The sequence below is a fragment of the Streptomyces sp. NPDC005408 genome, assembly GCF_040606445.1.
In the GTDB taxonomy this organism is placed as follows: Bacteria; Actinomycetota; Actinomycetes; order Streptomycetales; family Streptomycetaceae; genus Streptomyces.
In genome coordinates, this window is sequence record NZ_JBEXEX010000064.1 from 1 (window position 1) to 15,577 (window position 15,577).

General features: G+C 68.8%; 8 protein-coding genes and 4 pseudogenes. 8 read left to right on the forward strand and 4 right to left on the reverse strand.

The genetic code is table 11. The features are described from left to right. Window positions 1–311 precede the first annotated feature (311 nt). From ABZS64_RS34590 to ABZS64_RS34600, 3 genes and pseudogenes are all read left to right on the forward strand, one after another. A complete protein-coding gene (locus tag ABZS64_RS34590; RefSeq protein ID WP_355838234.1) occupies window positions 312–1,772 on the forward strand; it encodes an MFS transporter in 1,461 nt (486 codons plus the stop codon). A 263-nt stretch (window positions 1,773–2,035) separates the two neighbouring features. Then, window positions 2,036–4,525 (forward strand): discoidin domain-containing protein, encoded by a 2,490-nt coding sequence (locus ABZS64_RS34595; protein ID WP_355838236.1) that lies wholly within the window; start codon window positions 2,036–2,038, stop codon window positions 4,523–4,525. A 102-nt stretch (window positions 4,526–4,627) separates the two neighbouring features. Next, a pseudogene (locus ABZS64_RS34600) lies at window positions 4,628–4,857 on the forward strand (transposase); the annotation flags it as partial. A gap of 547 nt (window positions 4,858–5,404) precedes the next feature. Here the strand turns inward: ABZS64_RS34600 and ABZS64_RS34605 are convergent. Both ABZS64_RS34605 and ABZS64_RS34610 read right to left on the reverse strand, forming a co-directional pair. Continuing rightward, entirely contained in the window at window positions 5,405–6,127 is a 723-nt protein-coding gene (locus tag ABZS64_RS34605) for an alpha/beta hydrolase (RefSeq protein ID WP_355838238.1), read from the reverse strand. Window positions 6,128–6,506: 379 nt separating this feature from the next. Further along, a pseudogene (locus ABZS64_RS34610) lies at window positions 6,507–6,697 on the reverse strand (IS5/IS1182 family transposase); the annotation flags it as partial. A gap of 191 nt (window positions 6,698–6,888) precedes the next feature. Between ABZS64_RS34610 and ABZS64_RS34615 the strand changes: the two are divergent. Further along, window positions 6,889–7,428, forward strand: a pseudogene (locus tag ABZS64_RS34615) (transposase); the annotation flags it as partial. A 247-nt stretch (window positions 7,429–7,675) separates the two neighbouring features. On the opposite strand, the gene ABZS64_RS34620 reads toward ABZS64_RS34615, so the two are convergent. After that, window positions 7,676–8,200, reverse strand: coding sequence for a GNAT family N-acetyltransferase (locus ABZS64_RS34620; RefSeq protein WP_355838239.1), 525 nt, complete (start codon window positions 8,198–8,200; stop codon window positions 7,676–7,678). Window positions 8,201–8,259: 59 nt separating this feature from the next. Between ABZS64_RS34620 and ABZS64_RS34625 the strand changes: the two are divergent. After that, window positions 8,260–8,433, forward strand: a pseudogene (locus ABZS64_RS34625) (IS5/IS1182 family transposase); the annotation flags it as partial. A 655-nt stretch (window positions 8,434–9,088) separates the two neighbouring features. Here ABZS64_RS34625 and ABZS64_RS34630 read toward each other — a convergent pair. Continuing rightward, window positions 9,089–9,283 (reverse strand): hypothetical protein, encoded by a 195-nt coding sequence (locus tag ABZS64_RS34630; RefSeq protein ID WP_355838241.1) that lies wholly within the window; start codon window positions 9,281–9,283, stop codon window positions 9,089–9,091. An 813-nt stretch (window positions 9,284–10,096) separates the two neighbouring features. On the opposite strand from ABZS64_RS34630, the gene ABZS64_RS34635 reads away from it, so the two are divergent. From ABZS64_RS34635 to ABZS64_RS34645, 3 genes are all read left to right on the forward strand, one after another. Beyond that, window positions 10,097–11,344: a glycosyltransferase gene (locus tag ABZS64_RS34635; protein ID WP_355838243.1), complete on the forward strand. Its 1,248-nt coding sequence runs from the start codon at window positions 10,097–10,099 to the stop codon at window positions 11,342–11,344. 189 nt (window positions 11,345–11,533) lie between these two features. Further along, window positions 11,534–13,882 carry an RNA polymerase recycling motor ATPase HelR gene (helR, locus tag ABZS64_RS34640; RefSeq protein ID WP_355838244.1) on the forward strand — a complete coding sequence of 783 codons (2,349 nt, stop codon included), beginning with the start codon at window positions 11,534–11,536 and terminating at the stop codon, window positions 13,880–13,882. Window positions 13,883–14,091: 209 nt separating this feature from the next. Beyond that, on the forward strand, window positions 14,092–15,462 hold the full coding sequence (locus tag ABZS64_RS34645) for an NAD-binding protein (RefSeq protein WP_355838246.1): 1,371 nt from the start codon (window positions 14,092–14,094) through the stop codon (window positions 15,460–15,462). Window positions 15,463–15,577: the final 115 nt, after the last annotated feature.

The window sequence follows — 15,577 nt, forward strand, 5'->3', positions numbered from 1 at the left end:
TGTCAGCCTGCGGAGCGTGGGTAAGACCGGGACCTGTCCCGGCTCAGCGCGATGAAACAGGAACCCACCGAGACGGTCAGACGACCGTGGCAGGACTCCCCGCCCATTAGCGCGGGGAGCGGAAGTCAATGGCGGCACCTGAAGAGGCCGACCTCTGAGGGGACGTCACACGCCGACGCCCGGCGGAGCCTTCCGGTGCTGCTCAATGGCAACGCGCTGACAGTGAGCGCTGTCGTATCCATCGGTGGATGACAAAATGATACGTTTCTGCCTGTAACGGAGTTACAAGGTTCCCGCCCAGGAGTGTTGCTGTGGCATCCCTCGAAGGCTCTCGGCAAAGCGGGCTCGGCTGGAACCGTGAGACCGCGACACTGGCACTGCTGTCGTTCGCCATGTTGATCGTCTCACTCGACCAGTACATCGTCGTTGTGGCACTGCCTGACATCGCACGCAACCTGGGCTATTCCGCGCAAACACTCCAATCGGTGATCAGCGCCTACGCCGTCGCCTCCGCCGGCTTTCTGCTGTTCGGCGGGCGCGCCGCAGACCTCATCGGACGACGCCGGGTCCTGACCACCGGCCTTGCCCTCTACGCCGGAGCAGCGCTTGTGGGCGGACTTGCGACCGGCCCCGGGATGCTCCTCGCCGCGCGCGCGGTTCAAGGCCTCGGTGGCGCGCTGGTCTTTCCCACCACGCTGGCGCTCATCAACGTGACGTTCAGCGAAGGCCGTGCACGTAACCGCGCGCTGGGGATCTGGGGCGGCGCCGGCGCGGCCGGACTGGTGATCGGCGTACTCCTCGGGGGACTCCTGACACGCGCATTCGGCTGGGAAGCGGTGTTCCTGGTCAATGTCGCTTTGGCAGGTCCGGCCCTGCTCCTCGCGTTCGTGCTGATTCCAAAAGATCGACAGCGCGACAGAGGACGCAAGTTCGACCTGCCCGGCGCGCTCAGCGTCACCCTCGGGGTCACGTCGATCGTGTTCGCACTGGTTCAGGTGCCGGGCCTGGGTTGGCTCTCGCCGGGCATCCTCTTCAGTGCAGCAGCGGGACTCCTGCTGTTGGGCGTTTTCGCGCTCATCGAGCGAAGCAGCAGCGACCCGCTCGTGCCGCCGCGGCTGCTCGCCAACCGCAGCCTCATCACGAGCGTCGTCATCGCGTTCATGTTCATGGCGACATTCGGCTCCGTGCTGTACTTCCTCTCGATCTACTTCCAAGAGATCCTCGGCTACGACGCCTTGAAAACCGGCGCCGGCTTCCTGATCCCTACAGCGGTTGTCGTCGCAGGGTCGACAACGGCCGGCCAGATGGTGACGCGATTCGGTCTCAAGAGCACGCTGCTCGGCGCTCTCGCCATTGGTGCGCTCGGTGCCGTCCTGCTCGGCTTGGCGATCTCCCCGGACGGCTCGTACACCTCGCTGATCCCGGGGCTCGTCGCGCTCAGCATCGGCGACGGGATCGTGTTCACGGCCATGTTCATCGGCGCCGGAACCGGTGTGTCTGACCGGGAGCAGGGCATCGCGTCAGGGATCGCCTCTACCGGCTCGGGGATGGGTGCCGCCGTGGGCCTCGCCATCCTGGTTCTTGTAGCGACAGCCGGTCTTGATGACCTGACTGGCGAACAGCTGCAGAAGGAGACGGCAGAAGGGATCCGTACCACCCTGTTTGTGGTGGCCGGGGGGATCGTGCTGACCTTCCTCGTCGCCTTGGCCCGGCGTGAGGGGCCGGCCGAAGCAGAACCGGCGCCCGTACCTTGCGAGGGCCGTCGCTGCTGACGGCTGTCCCTCCCCAGCTCCTCCGCTACGGCCGCGCCCGGAACGGGCTGAACCTGCCCACAACGCACATCGTTTGACGCCCGTTACGTCGTGGCTGTCGGTTTTGACCAGACTCTTTACAAGCCTGAGGCCTGGTGCCATGGTCATGTCCCACGTGGCGTGGCTGTCGAAGGCGACGCCCTGTCCGGGGGGACGACGACATGATCCGTGGCTTCGCGCCGTTGTGTCTCAGCCGATGGTCCCGGTTCAGATCCCGGGGTCTGATGCTGCTGGCTCTGACCGCTGTCCTCGCGGCTCCAGTCCCCCTCCTCGTCTTCGGCGGCAGCGCAAGCGCCGGGCCAGGACGGGCGCTTGCGCTGCCGGCGGCGGATCCGACGTCCCCGCCGCCGGCCCCGCATCACCAGGCTGCTCCCGCCGCAGCGATGGAGCCCGCCGCGCCCACCCTGCCCCGCGACGGCTGGACCGCGACCGCGAGCGATCATGAGACGGCCAGGGGCGACCACAGTCCCACCCGCGTCCTCGACGCCGACCCCAACACCATGTGGCACAGCAAGTGGACGCCCACGGCCACGCCGTTGCCGCACAACATCACCATCGACATGAACAAGACAGTGGTCGTCTCCGCGCTGGTCTACCAGCCCCGAGCCACCGGCATCAACGGCCGGATCGGCGAGTACGCGATCCACCTCAGCGCCGACGGAGCCGCGTGGGGTGCTGCCGTTGCCACTGGCACCCTGGCCGACGACAACACCGTCAAAACTCTGAGCTTCGCGCCCCAGGGCGCCCGCTACATCCGTCTGACCGCGACCACGGAGGCCGGCAGCCGCGGCCCCTGGACCAGCGCCGCCGAGATCAACCTGCTCGGCGATCCGGGTACCACCGCCTCCGTGGTCGACCTCCCCCGTGACGGCTGGACCGCGACCGCTAGCGACCACGAGACGGTGAAGGGCGACCACAGTCCCACCCGCGCCCTCGACGCCGACCCCGACACCATGTGGCACAGCAAATGGACACCCACGGCCACGCCGTTGCCGCACAACATCACCATCGACATGAAAGCGGCCCGACCCGTCTCCGCCCTCTCCTACGAGCCCCGCCGTACCGGCATCAACGGCCGGATCGGCGCCTACACCGTCACCACCAGCACCAACGGCACCACCTTCAGCACCCGCGTGGCGAGCGGCACCTGGAAGGACGACGACACCGTGAAAGGGGCCACCTTCACGCGTACAGTCACCGCCCGCTACGTCCGGCTGACCGCGACCACCGAGGCGGGGGGCCGTGGGCCGTGGTCCTCGGCGGCCGAGATCCGGATCAGCGGTCCCGCCAACCCGGCCGCCCACGGCATGTGGGGCAAGGTGACAGGCTTCCCGCTGGTCCCTGTCGCCACCGCGGTGCTGCCCAACAACACAATGCTCGCGTGGTCCGCATACGGCACCGACCGCTTCGGCGGCAGCAACGGCTACACCCAGACCGCGATCATGGACCTCGCCACCGGCCGCGTCACCCAGCGCCGCGTGGACAACACCGGGCACGACATGTTCTGCCCCGGCACCGCGGTCCTCAAGGACGGGCGAGTCCTGGTCACCGGCGGCTCAAACGCCAAGCGCGCCAGCATTTATGACCCCGCGACCGACGCATGGACCTCGACCGCGGACATGAACATCGCACGCGGCTACCAGGCGATGACGCTGCTGTCCACCGGTGACGCCTTCGTCCTCGGCGGATCCTGGAGCGGCGGCAACGGCGGCAAAGGCGGCGAGGTCTGGTCCTCCGCCAACGGCACGTGGCGCACGCTCAGCGGCGTCCCCGTCACCACGACCATGACCGCCGACCCACGCGGCCCCTACCGCGCCGACAACCACCAGTGGCTGCACGCCACCTCGAACGGGCGCGTGCTGCACCTCGGCCCCAGCAAACAGATCAACTGGATCTCCACCAGCGGCAACGGCAGCATCACCGCGGCCGGCACCCGCGCCGACAGCCCGGACGCGATGAACGGCAACGCGGTCGCGTACGACATCGGCAAGCTGCTCACCCTGGGCGGCGCCACCGCGTACGAGAACGTGAAGGCCACCCGGCGCGCCTACACCGTCGACCTCAACGGGGGCAGGCCGGTCAGCGCCCGCACCGGCGACCTGGCCTACGCCCGCGCGTTCGCCAACAGCGTCGTGATGCCGGACGGCAAGGTCGCGGTCTTCGGCGGCCAGTCCTACGCGGTCCCGTTCAGCGACGCGACCTCGGCAATGACCCCGGAGATCTGGGACCCGGCGACCGGCAGGTTCACACGCATGGCAGCGATGGCCGTGCCGCGCAACTACCACAGCGTCGCCAACCTGCTGCCCGACGGCCGCATCTTCAGCGGCGGAGGCGGCCTGTGCGGCACCTGCGCCACCAACCACCCCGACGGGGCGATCTTCACTCCGCCCTACCTCCTCAACGCCGACGGCACCGAGAAAACCCGGCCCCAGATCACCGGCGGCGTCCCGGCCAGCGCAGCCAACGGGACGAAACTCACCATCACCACCGACACCGCCGTCACCTCCTTCGCGCTGGTCCGCGCAAGTGCCGCGACCCACTCCACCGACAACGACCAGCGCCGCGTCCCGCTCACAATCCGTGAGACAAGCACGGGGACGTACGAGGTCACGGTGCCGGCCGACCCGGGTGTCGCACTGCCAGGCACATACTTCCTCTTCGCACTCAACGCCCAAGGCGTACCCAGCAAGGCCAAGATGCTCAACCTGGGCTGAGAGGCTGTCAGGAGCCAGCGGTTCCGATCCGGCACCGCAATCATGCCCCTCGTTGTCGGAGTCTCGGCCGCCAACACCCACGACAGCCAGGCATTGAAGCCCATGGTGCTCGGTCACCAATCGAGACGCGACCCCCACCGTGGGCGTCACTTCAAGCCCCAGCGTCTGCATGCCGACAAGACATACGACATACCTGAGCTGCGAAGGTGGCTACGAGTCAAACGCATCGGCGTCCGTATCGCCCGCAAGGGCATCGAGTCCTCCGAGCGCTCGGGCGACGCAGGTGGGTGATCGAGCGGACCATGTCCTGGTTCACCGGATACCGCCGACTCAACCACCGCTACGAGCGCCACCCCCGCAACTATCTGGCCTTTCTCGGTCTCGCCGCCACCCTCTCTGCTGCTACAAACGGCTTCTCCGCCTCACCACATAGGCCACCGTCCAAAGACCAAGGACGACTTCTTCGTCGCCGCGTACCGGGCCGCCACCGAGGTCCTGTTCACCGAGGTCAGCCGGACCACCGAGGCCACCGAGCCCAGCGACGGCCCCCGCGGGATGCTGAACGCCGCGATGCGTACCTACTGCCGGCTGCTGGCCGCCAACCCCGGCCCGGCCCGGGCGCTGGTGGTCGAGTCGGTCGCCTGCCCGGCGATCCGCAAGGTACGGGTCGAGTGCCTCACGGCATGGTCCCATCTGATGGCGGCGCTGGTGGCCGAGCGCCGCCCCGACCGGCCGGTACCGCCGATGGCCGGTACCGCCGCGATCGGGGCGGTTGTGCATCTGCCGGCCACCGCCATCGAGGAGGGCCGGGACCTGTCCTCGATGACGGCATCCTGGCCGACACCGCCTACCGTCTGCTGCGCGCCAGACGGCCCGGCCTCACTTCAGGTGTCGGTCCAAGAACCGGCACCCGTCCTCCAGCTCGAACCACGGGGTGCCGGTGTGCCCTCCCAGATTGGCGTGCAGCGTCTTCTCCTTGCTGCCGAAGGCGTCGAACAGGTCCAGGGCCCGTTTCCGGGGGTTCCCTTCGTCGTCCCACTGCAGCAAGAACAGCAGCGGAATGGTGACCTGCCGGGCCTCCTCGCGCTGGGCACGGGGCACGTACCCCCCGGCGAAGAAGCCTGCGGCCGCGATGCGCGGCTCGACCACCGCCAGCCGAATGCCGAGGGCGGTCCACCCCCCGGAGTACCCGACTGGGCCGCCGATCTCGGGCAGCTCGAGGAGGGCGTCCAGAGTGGTCTGCCATTCCGGGACCGCGTTCTCGACCAGCGGGGCGATGAAGGTCTCGAAGATCTCGTCGACCGGCTCGCCGGCCTGCATCGCCCGCCGGAGGTCGGCACGGGCCTGCTCGTCGGCGGCGGAACGAGGCCGGTCACCGCACCCGGCGGCGTCGATGGTGGCCACCGCGTAGCCGCGCGCCGCGGTGTACCGGGCCCGGGCCACCAGCCGGGGTTCCGCCTTGGGCAGGCCGTTGTTGTGGGCCATCAGGACCAGCGGAGCCGGTGCGGATCCAGGCGTCCACAGGGTGCCGGGGATCTCGCCGAGGGTGAATTCGCGCTCGAGGACGCCGTCGTCGAGGCGCTGTTCAGAAGTGAAATGCATGGTCGTGCCTTTCGGGAGTGCACTGGAACGGCGCTCCCGGACGACCTATCGCCCGACCGTGACCCCGGAGGGGAGCACCCATGTCGATACTGCGTTCACGGGTACCACCTCCTCGTTCTCTCGCACGGCCTCCGGGAGATTAGCAACGGTCGCCGTGGTCCGCCAACGGGTTTTTGCGGAGGCTCCGTGGCCGGATGCCGCCTCACCACATAGGACACGGTCTAGGTTCAGGCGGGCCCGGTTGCACACCCAACCGCCGGCCCGCGAACAACTAATCGGGGACGTAGGTGCAACGTGAGGCGGGTACTCAATTGCGGGCCGCGCAATCCACCACACTACGACGACGGCTACGGAAACCTTCGGGATGCCTTGCGGCCGGTCGTCCGACTCGCGGGCGACGCACCTGCCTCTCGGTGCCGTCAATGCGCAGTTCCACCCTCTCGGTGTCAGCGCAGGCGAAGACATCGCCAGGGTACGCAGGCGCACGCCGGGCCGGTCAGGGATCGCGAAGCCGCGCCGGGCCAGCAGCGGCCGGATCTCGTGCACTGCCCGGGTCACGTGCACGGACCGCGTATGGCTTCACCAGATTCCTCCGAGGATGCCCCGGCCTTCAGGCCGGGGAGGGATCGGACTCCTGCGAAGCAGGGCAGGGAAAGCCGGATCGCCGCCAAGGCGATCCGGCGTCACCCCGAGACTGGGTGAGGCAGCCCGCAATGATCAAGAGCTCTCAACTGTCAGTCCTCCCAGGTAGGTTCAGATTCATGACGACGGAAGCGATTACGGATCGGGCCGGGCATGCCCGGTACACCTTTCGTGTGCGCCTGTCGTCCGGTGCGCGGTCCGCGCTCGAAGCGGAGTGGGACCGGTGCCGGTGGGTGTGGAACGAATGCATCGCCAAGTCCAAGGCTGTGCACGCCCTCAGCAGGGCGACGGGCGAGAAGCTGACGTGTGGTCCGGCCCAGCTCGACAAGATGCTGACCCAGGCCCGTGCGGTGACGCCGTGGCTGGCCGAAGGGGCTTCGGTTCCTCAGCAGCAGCTCATACGCGACTTCGCGAAGTCGCGGGCCAAAGCGCTCAAGGACATCAAGGCCCGGGTTCCCATGCGGCAGCGGACCGGGATGCCCAAGTGGAAGAAGAAGCGTGACGCCGACCCGAGCCTGAACTACACCCAGCGCGGATTCCGGCTCAAAGACGGCCGCCTGCACCTCGCCGGCCACATCGTGCTGAGCGTGGTGTGGTCGCGCGAGCTGCCCAAGCGGCCCAGCTCGGTACGCCTGTACCGGGATGCGGTCGGACACTGGTGAGCACGCACTCCCCCTCTCCGAAAGGACGTATGCCTGCACCGCGTGCGGAGCCGTATCCCCCAGGGATAAGAACTCCGCCCGCGTGATGCTGGTCCGGGCTGGTCTCTGTCCCGGCTAGCGCTGATCGTGTAAGACCTGCGCGCCCGCCGGGCCGCAGGCGACGTGAGCTAGGAATCCCCTCCCATCAGGGACGGGAGGTTTCAAGTCACGGCCAGGCGCACCTCAGGCCTTGCCCTGCCGCCGGTCAGCCATGCAGGCCGGTGCCCGCACCCGGCGGGCGCACCATATAGACATCGATCGGGTCCTGGGTTTCCACCACGAATCCGTGGCGTTCGTACAACCGTCGGGCGGCACTGCCCTGCAGGACGTTCAGGCGGGCGCTCACACCCAGAGCATCGACTCGGGCCAACAGGGCGCGCAGGACGGCCGATCCGAGGCCCCGGCCCTGATGGTGCGGCGCGAGGTAGAAGTGCTCCAGCCACTGTCCTTCCTGGACGGGCCGCATGGTGACACACCCAGCAAGTTCGCGGCCTATCTCGATGATCGACGTGTACTGCGGTGAGAGGGAGTCACGCAGCCGCTGTCGTACCCGTTGCTCATCGAAACGCCCCAGACGCTCCAGGTCCGCCCGCATGACCGTGGCCCGCAATCCCACAATCACTTCGACGTCCGCCGGCTCCGTGGAACGCAGCACCCACCCCGAGCCGTGGGCTGACCCGACCCGCTCAGGTACTGACTGCGCTCGGCCCACCCTCACACGTTCAACCATGGCTGGAGTATCTCAGCCGCCCGACTGTGACCAACCACGCTGCGAGCGCGGTGCGCTTCGGGTCGGGCATGACCTGCTGGTGCCGCCTGGCCTAGTGGAACGGGGCCGGGGTGTGGCCCCGGCTGCACGAGGTCCTCCTCACCAGACTCCGCGCCGCGAACACCCCGGACTTCTCCCGGGCGGCGCTCGACGGCTCCCACGTCAGGGCGTTAAAGGGGGGCCAACCACTGGGTTTGCCGTTTAACCCCTGCCGTCAGGCAGTACGGCCTCGTCTCCGGCAACGGGGGTGACTTGGCCGGTCGAGGACCAGGGTTCCTGGGGTGGATCCCAGGTCACTTCGACGTCGGCTTTGTGGAAATCGCGAGCGAGTCCCTTCACCATGGTGGCCGCAGCGATCCGTGCCTCGTGAGGGTCCGCGTTGAGTGGCACGTCGGTGAGGCGTCCGCAGAGCATTCCCCCTTCCACGCTGAGCACGCTGTGTCGCCAGCCTTCCGGCGTCGCCAGCAAGACGATTCTCTTCGGCATGCCGAAGGGTGGCCGCGTCTCCTTCTCCTTCCTTCGTCTCTCCATGCCGCCATCCAACATGGCCGGCTTCGTGGTCGTGGCGTTGGGTGGACGCTCACTGCGAAGTAGAGCAGTCGGCCGTCGGTGAGGATGTTGGAGGCAACGACTGTCGACGGGTTCGGGCGACGCTTCGCCTGCTACGCCGGGGGACAGCGGCGGCTCCCTCTACCCGCGGGTGGAGGAGGCCCTGGCGCGCGGGACCGCCTTCATGAGCTCTCGCGGGCTCGTCCACTTCGACGCCCATTTCAGCTGCTGCGGCGTGGTTCGGGCTTCGTAGGCGAGCGTGGGGATTTCGGACTTGCCCTCAGCTCCGGATTCGAACTTTCAGCGGACGAGACCGAGTTCCTTTCGGCCCATCTCGCGTACGACCACTACTACACCGCGGGGCATCTGCTCCACCACCATCTGCTCGGTGGCCTGCGCGGTGACATGGAGCACGAGGTGTTCCTGTGCGAATGGATCGCGGGCCGACAGCACGATGGCGTCCCGCCCGAGACGGCCGCGATCATCGACAGACACGTCCGGTCTGCCCTTGTTCTGAACGACTTCCACCGCCGCCTACTCACGCACAGCAAGCGGACGCCGTTCCCAGCCGCCCAGCTCGGCCGGCCGCCGTCACAAGATCTGTGAGTGAACCGTTCGCGCGTAGTCGAGTGAGTACTGCACGGAGGATGCCGACAAGGTCCTTGCCCGATGTCGTATCGGCAGCGCCGCCGACGTATGGGGCGACAACGCCTCCTCCGGCCTCACCTGACCAACTCCGTTGACCATCAGCGTCCATGGCGCGCCTCACAGCGCTGAAATCGTCATGCCATGGACCTCTCCGCCATCGCCTAGGAGGCCGTGGCGGGACTCATCGCTGGGTTCCTGCTGTGGCTGTCCGGCCGGATGTACACCCGGTGGGGCCCCGCCTCGCGCACGACGTCCCCTGCCCCTGCCGACCGAACCCTGGAGCACCGCCCGATGGGCCGACATTCGGCCGGCGTCAGCTGGAGGTGACGCTCGACATCCCGGCCGAGGAAGGCGCCATCGCCTTCGGCGTCCGGCTGGGGGGCGAAGCGCCGTCCTCGTGGCGGACGTCCAACGTTCCGCGGCTGCATCCGCAGGCTCATGGGAGATCCTCCGGGGCCGACGTACCGCGGTACGCGGCGGGCCGCGCCGCTTCGCGAGGAGGTTGTCCGTCCACAGCGGATGATAAAAGGCAAAGGCAAGGAGGTTACCCACTCCTTGCCATGCTCAAGGTATAGCGCACCGGGGGGCTTGCGGCAAGGCCCCCGTCGTACCGCAGAATCACCGGCCTAGGCCAGAACCTGCGGAAACGGGAGTTGCGAAGTGCGCGTGTTGTTGGTGGCGTATGGGTCGCGCGGGGACGTCGAACCGATGGTGGGACTCGCGGTGCAGTTGCGGGAACTCGGCGCAGAGGTGCGGGTGTGCGCGCCGCCGGACTTCGCGGAGCTGCTGGACGGTGTCGGCGTCCCGCTGCTGCCGATCGGCCAGCCGGTGCGCCCGATGGTGAAGGGGGCGGTGACCGGGACGGCGCCGATGCCGGCGGCGGGCCTGCCCCAGCGCGCGGCCGCGTTGGTCGCCACGACGTACGACGCGGTCGCCGCGGCGGCCGAGGGGTGTGACGCGATGGTGGCGACCGGCCTGTTCCCGGCCGCGGCCGGCGCGCGGTCGGCGGCCGAGAAGCTGGGCATCCCCTACCTGTTCGTGGCCTACTTCCCGACCTACCTGCCGTCTCCGCACCACCCGCCGTTCGAGCGGCCGGGCCGGCCGTTCCCGCCGGACGTGACCGACAACCGGGTGCTGTGGGACCTGGACATCGAGAACATGAACGTGCTGTTCGGCACGGGGCTCAACACCCACCGGGCGTCGATCGGCCTGCCACCGGTGGACAACTTCCGCGACTACGTTCTCACCGACCGGCCGTTGCTGGCCACGGACCCGACCCTGAGCCCGTGGCTGGAGCCGGCAGACCTCGACGTGGCGCAGACCGGCGCGTGGTTCCGGCTGGACGAACGCCCGCTCCCGGCCGATCTGGAGGCGTTCCTGAACGCCGGCACACCACCGGTCTATGTGGGCTTCGGCAGCATTCCCATGCGCGCCTCGGAGGACGTCGCCCGGGCGGCCATCGAGGCGGTCCGCGCGCAGGGCCGCCGCGCACTCGTCTCCCGCGGCTGGGCCGACCTGACCCTGACCGACGACCAGGACGACTGCTTCGCCGTCGGCGAGGCCAACCATCACGCACTGTTCGGCCGGGTGGCCGCCGTCGTGCACCACGGCGGCGCAGGCACGACGACGACGGCCGCCCGGGCCGGCGCGCCTCAGGTGGTGGTACCCCAGATGGCGGACCAGCCGTACTGGGCCGGTCGCGTGGCCGACCTGGGCATCGGCGCGGCACACGACGGCCCGACTCCCACCTACGAGTCCCTGTCAGCCGCGCTCAAGACGGCCCTGACCCCCGACACCCGCGCCCGAGCGACCGCCATCGCCGACACGATCCGCACCGACGGAGCGACGGTCGCCGCAAAGCTGCTCCTCGACACGGTCAGCCGAGAAAGGCCGCCAGTGCCCGCGTGAACCACGCGGGATCGTCGAGCCAGGACCCAGAACACAGAACCTGCAATCCCCGGCGACCTGAACCGACAAGGGCCACGGGGTCCACGTCAGGCGGAGCGTTGCTCGTCATGGCCACGAGGTTCGTCACGCCGGTCCAGACGCCTTGCTGCACGCAAAGTTTGCAAGCGACCTCAAAACGGAGCTGATTACTTGAACCCCCTGACCACCAGCGCGTTCGACCTTCCCGACCGCCTCTCCCCCAAAGCCGACCCAGCGCTGATCGCCGGCGATGAGCAGCACTTCGCGGCCATCGCGGAGTGCCTCGAGCAGTCGATCGCCGAGCTGTCCGACCGCCTCGATGCCGAGCTCAAGGCTCCCGGCGGCATTGGCCGGCAGGCGATGGACCGGGATGCGGAGATCCACCGGCTGACCACTCGCCTGCGCGCACTGCGTCGCTTCGGTTTGGACCTGTGCCTCGGACACGTGGTCAGCGCGGACAACTCCGAGCCCGTGTACATCGGACGACTTGGCCTTACGGACAGCGCGGGTCGTCGGCTGCTGGTCGACTGGCGCTCCCCCGCGGCTGAGCCTTTCTTCGGAGCCACCCACGGCAACCCGATGGGTCTGGCGAGCCGCCGCAGGTATCGCTGGACCCGCGGCCGGATCAGTGACTACTGGGACGAGGTGTTCACCTCGGACGGGTTTGTCGGGCACGCCGCGCTCGACGACCAGTCCGCCTTCATCGCCAGCCTGGGCAGCAATCGGTCGCCACGGATGCGAGACGTGCTCGGCACCATCCAGGCCGACCAGGACGCCATCATCCGTGCGGGATCCCGTGGCGCTCTCGTCGTCGACGGCGGTCCGGGTACGGGGAAGACCGTCGTCGCTCTGCACCGCTCCGCCTACCTCCTCTACTCCGACCCTCGCCTCGGTCACCGTCGGGGAGGCGTGCTGTTCGTCGGTCCGCACCGGCCCTACCTGGCCTACGTCGCCGACGTCCTCCCCAGCCTCGGAGAGGAGGGCGTGCAGACCTGCATCCTGCGGGACCTCGTCGCCGAAGGAGCCGCAGCAGCGGTCGAAGCCGACCCCAACGTGGCCCTTCTGAAGTCGTCCGCGAACCTGGTGAAGGCGATCGAGCCGGCCGTCAGGTTCTACGAGGAGCCACCCACCAAGGGGATGACGGTCGAGACCCACTGGTCCGACATCTGGTTGAGCGCCGACGACTGGACCGTGGCGTTCGAATCAGCCCCCGGCACTCCGCACAACGAGGCGCGCGACCAGGTCTGGGAGGAGCTGCTCACGATCCTGGTGGACAAGCACGACGGCGACGCCTCGGCCGACCAGCTCCGCAAGTCGCTGCAGCAGAACAGGGAGTTGCTCACGGCCTTCAACCGCGCGTGGCCGCTGCTCGAAGCGGCCGACCTCGTCGGAGACCTCTGGTCGGTACCCGCCTACCTGCGGAAGTGCGCTCCCTGGCTCAGCCGCGATGATGTGTCGAAGCTGCAGCGCGAGGACGCCCAGGCCTGGACGGTGTCCGACCTGCCGCTCCTGGACGCGGCCCGGCAGCGGCTCGGCGACCCGGAGGCGTCGCTGCGCAGGCGTCGGCACGAAGCCGCCGTCGCCGCCGAACGTGCGCGCCGGGCCGACGTCATCGACCGCCTGCTGCAGGACACCGAGATCGACGAGAGCGAAGGCGCGGTGGGGATGCTGCACGGACGGGACCTGCAGGACACCCTGATCGACGAGAGCGCCCTGCCCGGCACCGAACCTGACGTGCTCGCCGGCCCGTTCGCGCACATCGTCGTGGACGAGGCTCAGGAACTGACCGACGCGGAGTGGCAGATGCTGCTGCTCCGGTGCCCGTCCCGGAGCTTCACCATCGTCGGGGACCGTGCCCAGGCCAGGCACGGGTTCACGGAGTCGTGGCAGGAACGGCTCGAGCGGATCGGGCTCGACCGGATCAACATGGCCTCCCTGAGCATCAACTACCGGACGCCGGAAGAAATCATGGCGGAAGCCGAGCCGGTCATTCGGGCCGTGCTCCCGGACGCCAACGTGCCGACCTCCATCCGCAGCAGTGGCGTCCCCGTCGTACACGGATCTGTTGCGGATCTGGGCTCGATCCTCGACACCTGGCTCGCCGAGCATGCCGACGGGATCGCCTGCGTCATCGGCGCTGGTGACATCGGAGAGGGCACGTTCCGGGCGACGTCCCGCGTCCGCTCACTGACCCCGGAGCTGTCGAAGGGGCTCGAGTTCGACCTGGTCGTCCTCATCGACCCGGAGACGTTCGGCAACGGAATCGAAGGAGCGGTCGACCACTATGTCGCGATGACCCGAGCGACCCAGCAACTCGTCATCCTCACGAGCTCCGGACGTCGGCCGGACGAACGCCCACTCCCGGCCGAGTTGGTGGCGTTCCTGGACGCCGGCACACCACCGGTGTACGGGGCGTCGGCAGCGGGCCTGCCCGGCGCCCCGGAACCAGACATAGAAGCACCGTGGGAGGTGGTCAAACCAGGCCGACTACCTTGGAGCAGTCGGCTTGCGACGTCATAACACGTCCGTCACTGGCGGAGGCTGCACGTGTCGTGCAGCCTCCGTGCCCTCGCCACGACGCGTTGCTCCGGACCCGCAGTGCCCAACCCCCTCGGGTCTTGTGCAGTCGTACAACCCATGGCTCCCCAATGTCAGACACAGGGACGAGCACACAGGCGGTGCGGGCCCCTAGCGTTCTCACCACCCCAGAGGTGAGGGAGTACGCAGCGATGCCCGAGAGCGCAGCGCCACGGGAGTATTTCGTGGTGATCGGCAGGGACATGGCCCGCAGGGTCTGCGGTCTGCTGCAGTCGGCCGGACACTTTGTGTGTCACCTCGAGCGTCCCGGAGATGAGGATCTGCGTCGGGCGCTGGGGCGGGAGGTGGCCGGTGTGGCGGTGCTCCTCGACGACGACGTGGAGTCCCTGCGCTATGCGCTCGCTGTCGAGCACATCTGCCCCAACGTCAAGCTGGTGGTGACGGTCTTCGACCGGACGGTCAGTGAGCAGCTCCTGCGCGTACTGCCGAACTGTCAGGTCACCTCGCCGGCCGATGTCGCCGCGCCCGTTCTTCTGGCCGCCTGCCTTCAGCCGGGTCTGTTGAGCGTGACCCGGACACCTGCGGGCCACGTCGGTGCTCGCTGGCACGACGAGGTCGTGCATCTGGAGCCGTGGCGGCCGCCGCGCTCGCTGCGGTGGCGGGCCCGGCTCGGCCGGTTCCGAGGGCAGCTGCGACCGCACGACGGCAGTTCGCGGATCATGCTGACGGGTCTGGCCGGGCTGCTCGCGGTGCTGCTGGCCGACTGGGGCTGGGCTGTGGCCTTGAACCATCGCCCGCCCGTGGACGCTTTGTTCGAAGCGGCGCGTACGGTGTCTGCCGTCGGCCCGGCGGCCGCCCATGGTTCGGACACGTATCTGGCGTTCTCCGCCGTCGCGATGCTCGTCACCATCGTCTTCACTGCGGTGTTCACCGCCGGGATGGTCGATCGCCTGCTGGGCCCGCGCGCGGTCGGCATCGTGGGTTCCCGTGCTCTGCCGCGGGCGGGGCATGTGGTCGTCGTCGGGCTCGGACAGGTCGGACTGCGTCTGTGTACCCAGCTGCAGGCTCTGGGCATCGGCGTGATCGCGGTCGAGCGGGATCCGGCAGCGCCGATGCTGCGGCTGGCCCGGGCATTGGGCGTGCCCGTGGTCGTCGCCGACGCGACCGACCGGTTCGTGCTGAGCAGGCTCAATCTGGGGCAGGCGCAGGCGCTGGCCGCCGTGGCCTCCGACGATCTGGACAACATCGCCGTATCGGTCGCGGCACTGGCCGTGGCACCGGAGTTGCGGGTGGTCATGCGCGCGGGCGAGCACGAGGCCATCGCGGAGACCCGCTCCTTGTTCCGGATCGGTGACGTCCACGACCTCAACAGTCTGACCGCCGCGTATACGACTGCGAGTCTGAGCGGGCTGCGGCCGCGGGGCGTGGTGGCACACGGGAAGCGGCTGCTGGTGCAGCGCGGGGACGGGGCTTTCATGCCGTGGCCGTCGGCTGAGCGCTGCGGTCACCCGCCGGAGGGCGACGCCCGTGCGGAGGTCGCCGCCGCACATCTCCCGGGCTGACAGGCTTCCGGGCCACGTGGCGGTGAAAGGTCCCGCCGGCCATCGGTTGCCCGGGGCGGTTGCCGTATCACTGCTGCTGCCGCCGTCGCGGGGCCGGGACCGTGCCGTATCGCCG